The organism is Deltaproteobacteria bacterium CG11_big_fil_rev_8_21_14_0_20_49_13 (assembly GCA_002796305.1).
Classification (GTDB): domain Bacteria; phylum UBA10199; class UBA10199.
Genome location: PCWZ01000083.1, coordinates 10,595 through 17,370 on the forward strand (window position 1 = coordinate 10,595; position 6,776 = coordinate 17,370).

Here is a 6,776-nt window from a genome sequence, read left to right on the forward strand (position 1 = left end):
CCCCACCAACACGTGTGTCCAACCACACAAAGGAGTCAGTCTATGCATTTAAGTGAGCTCAAGGCCAAGAAGGTAGGCGAACTTGTTGCCATGGCAGAAGAGGCAAAGATCGAAGATGCCGCGAATCTTCGCAAACAGGAGCTGATATTCGCGTTGCTTCAGTCGCATGCCGCGGCTAACGGAGCCATCTACGGCGAAGGCGTTTTGGAGATCCTGCCCGACGGTTTTGGATTCTTGCGTTCACCGGATTACAGCTATCTTCCGGGACCGGACGATATCTATGTATCGCCTTCACAGATAAGACGTTTCGGCCTTCGCACGGGCGATACAGTTTCAGGTCAGATCAGGCCGCCCAAGGATCAGGAGAGATATTTTGCGCTTCTCAAGGTCGAGTCGATCAATTTTGAACCGCCCGAGAATGTTCGCGGCAAGACACTGTTCGATAACTTAACACCCCTCTATCCGAACTCAAAGATCAACCTTGAATTCGATGCAAAGAACCACTCAACACGCGTGATGGACCTCTTGACCCCTATCGGTAAGGGTCAGCGCGGATTGATTGTTTCTCCCCCGAGGGCGGGTAAGACGGTCCTATTGCAGAACATCGCGAACGCGATAACCGCGAACCATCCTGAAGTGGTACTGATCGTTCTTTTAATAGACGAACGTCCGGAAGAAGTGACCGACATGCAGCGCTCGGTCAAGGGCGAGGTCGTTTCATCAACCTTCGATGAACCCGCCACGCGTCACGTTCAGGTGGCCGAAATGGTGATCGAAAAGGCGAAACGCCTCGTTGAACATAAGAGAGACGTCGTTATTCTTTTGGATTCTATCACACGTCTGGCCCGCGCTTACAACTCTGTCGTGCCGCCTTCAGGAAAGATACTTTCGGGCGGCGTCGATTCCAACGCCCTTCACAAGCCTAAACGTTTCTTCGGAGCCGCACGTAACATCGAGGAGGGCGGAAGTTTGACAATTATGGGAACAGCGCTTATCGATACCGGAAGCCGCATGGACGAGGTCATCTTTGAAGAGTTCAAAGGTACCGGCAACATGGAAATTCATCTTGACCGCAGGCTCATGGAAAAACGAATATTCCCCTGCATGGATATCAACAAGAGTGGAACAAGGAAAGAAGAGCTCCTGTTGCCGGAGCCGATACTCAACCGCGTATGGATACTTAGAAAGCTCCTGCAACCGCTCAACGTTATCGACGCCATGGAGTTCCTGATGGACAAGATAGCGCCTTCCAAGAAGAACAAGGACTTCCTTGAGAGCATGAATAAATGACCGGCTGATATCAGCGAGGGAATACCCCTACGCCGTTAGCTACAAGGCCTAAGCCCTGACGGTCTATCTCCAGACCTTTGAATTTTGCATAGAGCTGTGTTGAACTGCCGCCGTCAAGGTTCAAGATATCGGTAAAGCCGTCGGCTCTCAGATATCTTGCCAGATCCATGAGGGTGAGTGAAAGTCTTTCGGTGACCGCTATCACTATTCGACCGTTCTTATCTGTTCCGATCACCGTTCTTTCGGCAGGGGACGGTTTTAGTTTCGGAGCCGGGATCCCGCCTATGAGGACCCTGGGGCCGGCCTCAACGGCCATTTCAACATCAGGTGAAGCTTTGTATTCATCTCTAGCAATAACGGAAGGCGCACCTTTTTCTGTCTTAAATACATGCCACCAGCTTATTTTTTTCATCTTATTTAATTCGCGGCCGTTCGAAACAAGAAGGCCCAACGAATCGAACTCAGGTGAGAAGAAGCCTCCGTTTATGGCAAGGATGGCCCCCGATCTTTTGGCCATTGTCCTGGCATCGGTATTCACCATCCCCAGCTTTTTTGCGGTGATAATATCCAGCCTGTACTTTGCCGGATCGATAGTAAAGAGATGAAGGATACCGTGAGGCGGTTTTTCAAAATCCATCTTAAAGATCACCTCTTTTTTATATTGGATACCGTCGGCAACTTCGATCCAGCCCTGACCGGCATTTATGGGGATGGAGTATAGGGTAATAGCGAAAAAAAACGATAGCATCCACCAAAATACCGGCGGGCGGGTGGTTGTACGATTGCGCGACAACACGATTCTACCTCCTCCACATTTCTACCGGGGAGCCGTCTTGAAGATTTTGGACGCCCTTAACCACTATGAGGTCGTTTTCGGCCAGGCCCTTCGATATTTCGGCTATATTTGCGGTCATGTTCCTTACGCTCACCTTTGTTTTATGGGCTATCCCGTTACTTACGGTGAATATGAACCTGTCGCGATCCCTTGAGATGAGCGCAGATCTGGGGACAACGATCACTTTATGAATATTGGTGCTTGTGAATTGAGCTGTAGCGGACATTCCCGTTTTGAGGACGCCTTCGGGGTTGGGGATAGATGCCCAGACGTCGAACGTCATGCCGGGCTGATTGACCATTGGAGCTGTGTAGCTTATTCTTCCTTTATAAGCCCTTTCAACATCCTCGACCTTGACATTAATGGGCATTCCAAGACTTATGCCGGTCGATTCGTCGGCAGTTAGCGGGAAAGAGACCAGTATTGGATCGATGTTCACGACGACAAAAAGGACCTGATCCTCCGAGGCCGTCTGCATGGGGCTGGCGTATTTTTCGGTGATAACGCCAGATATCGGGCTGGTCACCTGAAGATGTGCGGCATTATATTCTGCATCGTCAAGGTCGGCGTTTATCCTTCCAAACGTCGATTCCGCGCTTGCGGCCTCTATTGCCATGCCGTCGTACTGGGTCTTGTCTATCTTGCCTTCCTCAAGCATGCGATCGCGGTTCTTCATCAGGTACTGGTTCTTTTCAACCGCGGTCTCCGCCTCTTTTTTGGCGGCGCGAAGCCGATTAAGCTTAAGGTTCACATCTTCTTCGGAAAGTCTGGCAAGCACCGCGCCTTCTTTTATAAGGTCTCCCTTATTTGCGAAGACATCGGCAAGCCTTGCGGTGCGGGACATCTTTACTTCCACATTATCGCGCGGGATAAGTATGCCGGGGACCGTCACTTCGGGGGAGCTCTCCTGTATCTTTACCCGTTCGACAATGACGGATGCGGTAGAGCTACCCGGCGAACAGCGTTCGCAGGAGGAGAGAAGCAGGAGGCAAGAAACAGGAAGCAGGAAGCAGGAAGCAGGAAGCATGAAGTACTTTGAAAACATGGCAGGTATTATAGTTAATTATAAAATATAGGCAAGTTATTATAGGATCTAAAGGATTCCGAGCTCTTTGTGGGCCTGCTTCATTATGGTGACGTTGGGGAGCCACGAATTGCAGAGTCGTGCGAACGATTCTACGGCGTCACTGGAAATACCTTGAGTGAATCTTGGTGTGAAGCTGGCGGGTTGCAAGATGACGGGAATGAACCTGTTGGATGAAGAGATGAGCTTTATCGCCTCCTGAATATCCTTGGTAGAGGTATCGCTTGTGATGACTATCTTTATGTAGAACTCTTTGCCTGAGCGTAGCGAATCGGATATGAATTTCGCGTGCTCATCCCAGCAGGGCCTTTTGCCGGTGGAGGATGGGAGCTTTATGTCCATGCTTACGATGTCGATCCTTTTCGATATAAGGTCGAGCTCTCTGTGAAGTATGCCGTTAGTTTCTAAAAGGATACGTTTGCCTTCAGGAACGGTCGGAAGCCATTTTTCAAGGAAAGAGACCTGTTCCAAAGGCTCGCCGCCCGTAATTGAGATGGCAGGGTCGGTGAAAAATGCCAGTTGTCCGTTCAGCTCTTTTATTGATACGGGATTTTGGATCTCCACGAACCTTGCGGACCTTGGCGGCGTTTCTACTCTGCACGTCGGGTCTGTCTTGATGGCCGCTTCGGTATCGCACCACCTGCAGTTTAGGGCGCACCCGGCAAAGCGGACGAACGTCATGGGTTCGCCTGTGTGCGGTCCTTCTCCCTGAAGGGATGAGAATATCTCGGTTATATTTGCCATAACAGACGCCATTTTTACGCAACCCATTTTACCTTTGCTCTCGCTTTTTTAACACCTTCTAGTTCTTCCTTATACTTCTTTAAGACCTCTTCGGCGAACATCTTAGGTTCGATGTTATAATCTTTAAGGCCCTTTGTCTTGACTGGCGTCCCATCGCTTCTTATATTGACCCCAACATGTATCAAGGTTGAAACCGGCGACGCTGTAGCTATCGATATGTTTATCTTGGCATTGCCGTCATAAAGATCGTTTCCGCGCCTTTCAATTTTAAATTCTCGCTCATCCTGAGCTTGTCGAAGGATGACGTCCCTTACGATAGAAACAAATAGCCTTTGCCTAAGAATAGCCGCCTCTAAATTCGAATCAAAATGTTCGATGATGAAGTGGAGCATTTCGTGGCTGAATATCTTGCAGTTATCCCTTTTATCCGCAAGGTCGACCATGTGATCAGGCGCTACATCGCACCCGCCTATAAAGGCGGCGCAAGAATCCCCTGTTTCACCCGTTCGGTCAAATATCCAGTGGGAACGGAGTTGGGAACCGTCGTAATCGATCCTGTTTTTTAAAATGACGGCATCCATGTTCGTCGTGGTGATTACTTTTCTAAGGCAAAATTGTCAAGTATTATGGCCGATCGTAACTGGAACACGGAACAGACATCGTATCCCCCCTATAAAGAGGATAAGATATATGTTGGATAGAGAATGGAGGGAGTTGAAGAAAGTTATCCACAGTCCGCACATCAGCCCGTAAGGAGCTGGTGTGTGCGGACTGTGGGTAACTTTCTTTTTTTTGGAGACAGTGGGGAGTGGATTTCCCCCTCCGAAGTTCTGTCGGCGCGACGGGTAAAACCATCACAGATTACATTTAAAAAACAATTGGAATGAAGGTTGTGAAAAAAATCAGGATACAATCGGGACAACCGTAATACCGTCCGTCAGCGGAAACGCGGTATCGGTCCTGGAAACTATAGTCATCTTCTCAATGTTTTTTCGCCCCAGGACGCCTGCGACCTCCTCCAGATTTTTTGCATCTTTTTTGACAGGAACCTCAGAGAACTTCGCCTCGATGAGTTCAAATCTGCCGCCTTTATGAATCAAAAAATCAACCTCTGTGCCACGATTATCCCTCCAGAACCAGATGTCCCATTTTCCGCTTACGAAGACCTGCCGTTTTCGCAGTTCAGAAAAAACAAATGTCTCCCAAATTGAACCGATGAACGGACTCCTTGTGAGTTCGTCGATATTGGATATGCTGGTCAAGTAACAAAGTAGTCCGGTATCATTAAAATAAATTTTAGGTGATTTGATGAGCGACTTTGTTTTATTGTTGAACCACGGTTCCAGCAAGACCACTTGATTCGATGCCTGCAGAACGGATAACCACTCGCCTACTGTGGTTGGGCTGATGCCAACATCGCGCGCAACTTCTGATTTGTTGAGGATTTGCCCGCTTCTCAATGCGCATGCCCTCAAAAAACGTTCGAAGTCCCTCAATTGTCCAATGTTTAATATAGAGCGCACATCCCTCTCTAAATAAGTTGCAGTGTAGGATTGATAAAAGAGATCTCTTCGCAGGTCTTCTCTTGCGTGCAGTTCCGGAAAACCTCCCGTGAGAATCATTTCCATTGTCGAAATTTTTTTTGCGGACAGGACCTCGCTAGCGCTTAATGTCTCAAGCTCAAATATTGCGCAACGTCCGGCGAGGCTATCAGAGACGTTCTTCATTAAGGTAAACTTTTGCGAACCAGTTAGAATGAACCGGCCGTATTGATCGCGCTTACCGTCTATATTATTTTTGAGGTAACGAAAGAGACCGGGCGCATACTGCACTTCATCGACAATAATCGGCGGCGGATATCGTTCAATAAATGACTGCGGTTCCCTTTCAGCTAGTTCAGCGTTTGAAGGAAGGTCCAGAGTTACAAACGAATATTCAGGAAATAACCTTTTAAGGAGACTGGTTTTGCCGGTCTGCCTTGCCCCGGTCAGTATAACAGCGGGAAATGTGGCAACAGACCCACTGATTTGTTTTGAAATTTCTCTTTCAATCCACATAGTTGCAAATTATAAGCTATAAAAGTGAAATAATCAAGCTTTAAACTGTGTTTTTGATAAATAAAAGGAGAGGGTACTTTCCACCGGTCCCTACAAGATTCCCCATTCTTTATGCATCTGGGGGACAATGCGGACATCGGGGAGAAATGCGGTACAGAGTCTTTCAACCGATAAAAGGCGTTCATCGGAAAGTGACCCCTAAAATTTTAGCGTAGTTGCGGTTGTTAAAAAAAACAAGAAAAGTTAGCAACTTTTTTGTGGCACCGCCGATACGTACTGTATATGCATGTTTTTTAAAACAAGGAGGCAAAAATGGCAGGAGTTCCAACAGTTCCAAAAATGGCAGCTGGTATTGTTAAAACGGTGGAAAAAATCGAATTGCCGGAAACGCCGAGTTCGGCGGCAGTAGTTTCGGAAGGTGAATCAGTGCGTGGGGGCGGCGGCGACGTGCCCGCTGATGCAGGAGTAGATACTTTTGGTCTTCCGCAGTCCGAATCGATCGCAGGTCCCGGAGGGGCAGGCGCTACTGGTGAAAGGTCTACATTTGCACGATTTGACAATAGCCCCAGCCTTATTACAATAGGGGAAAGCACTACTGTTAGACGGCCTCCGTATGCATTCTTGGAACCATATGTCGAGTACTACAAACCTGTAGAAGGGGCAGGTCAGCCAAAGAGGCTTCGAACGGCCCCGCCGAACGAAAACATATTCTATAGATTAGGCAGGGAGGCCAGTAGTTTCCCTGATAGGGTTAGGGTTTTGAAAT

Annotated in this window: 7 protein-coding genes; 2 read left to right on the forward strand and 5 right to left on the reverse strand. The window is 48.3% G+C overall.

Annotation, left to right across the window (positions count from 1 at the left end; all coding sequences use genetic code 11):
• Positions 1-42: 42 nt before the first annotated feature.
• Positions 43-1,290 carry a transcription termination factor Rho gene (gene rho, locus COV46_08365; GenBank protein PIR16444.1) on the forward strand — a complete coding sequence of 416 codons (1,248 nt, stop codon included), beginning with the start codon at positions 43-45 and terminating at the stop codon, positions 1,288-1,290.
• Positions 1,291-1,300: 10 nt separating this feature from the next.
• Here the strand turns inward: rho and COV46_08370 are convergent, their stop codons facing one another.
• The 5 genes from COV46_08370 to COV46_08390 form a co-directional block, all read right to left on the reverse strand.
• On the reverse strand, positions 1,301-2,038 hold the full coding sequence (locus COV46_08370; GenBank protein ID PIR16445.1) for a hypothetical protein: 738 nt from the start codon (positions 2,036-2,038) through the stop codon (positions 1,301-1,303).
• A 52-nt stretch (positions 2,039-2,090) separates the two neighbouring features.
• On the reverse strand, positions 2,091-3,170 hold the full coding sequence (locus tag COV46_08375; protein PIR16446.1) for a hypothetical protein: 1,080 nt from the start codon (positions 3,168-3,170) through the stop codon (positions 2,091-2,093).
• A gap of 48 nt (positions 3,171-3,218) precedes the next feature.
• The gene (locus COV46_08380; protein PIR16447.1) at positions 3,219-3,980 is read right to left on the reverse strand and encodes a hypothetical protein; all 762 of its coding nucleotides are present in this window, start codon (positions 3,978-3,980) and stop codon (positions 3,219-3,221) included.
• Positions 3,968-4,534 (reverse strand): hypothetical protein, encoded by a 567-nt coding sequence (locus COV46_08385; protein PIR16448.1) that lies wholly within the window; start codon positions 4,532-4,534, stop codon positions 3,968-3,970. Before COV46_08385 ends, COV46_08380 begins: the two co-directional genes overlap by 13 nt.
• Positions 4,535-4,855: 321 nt before the next feature.
• Positions 4,856-6,010, reverse strand: a complete 1,155-nt coding sequence (locus COV46_08390) for a hypothetical protein (protein PIR16449.1) — start codon at positions 6,008-6,010, stop codon at positions 4,856-4,858.
• Positions 6,011-6,322: 312 nt separating this feature from the next.
• On the opposite strand from COV46_08390, the gene COV46_08395 reads away from it, so the two are divergent.
• A partial coding sequence (locus COV46_08395; GenBank protein ID PIR16450.1) for a hypothetical protein occupies positions 6,323-6,776 on the forward strand: 454 nt, incomplete at its 3' end.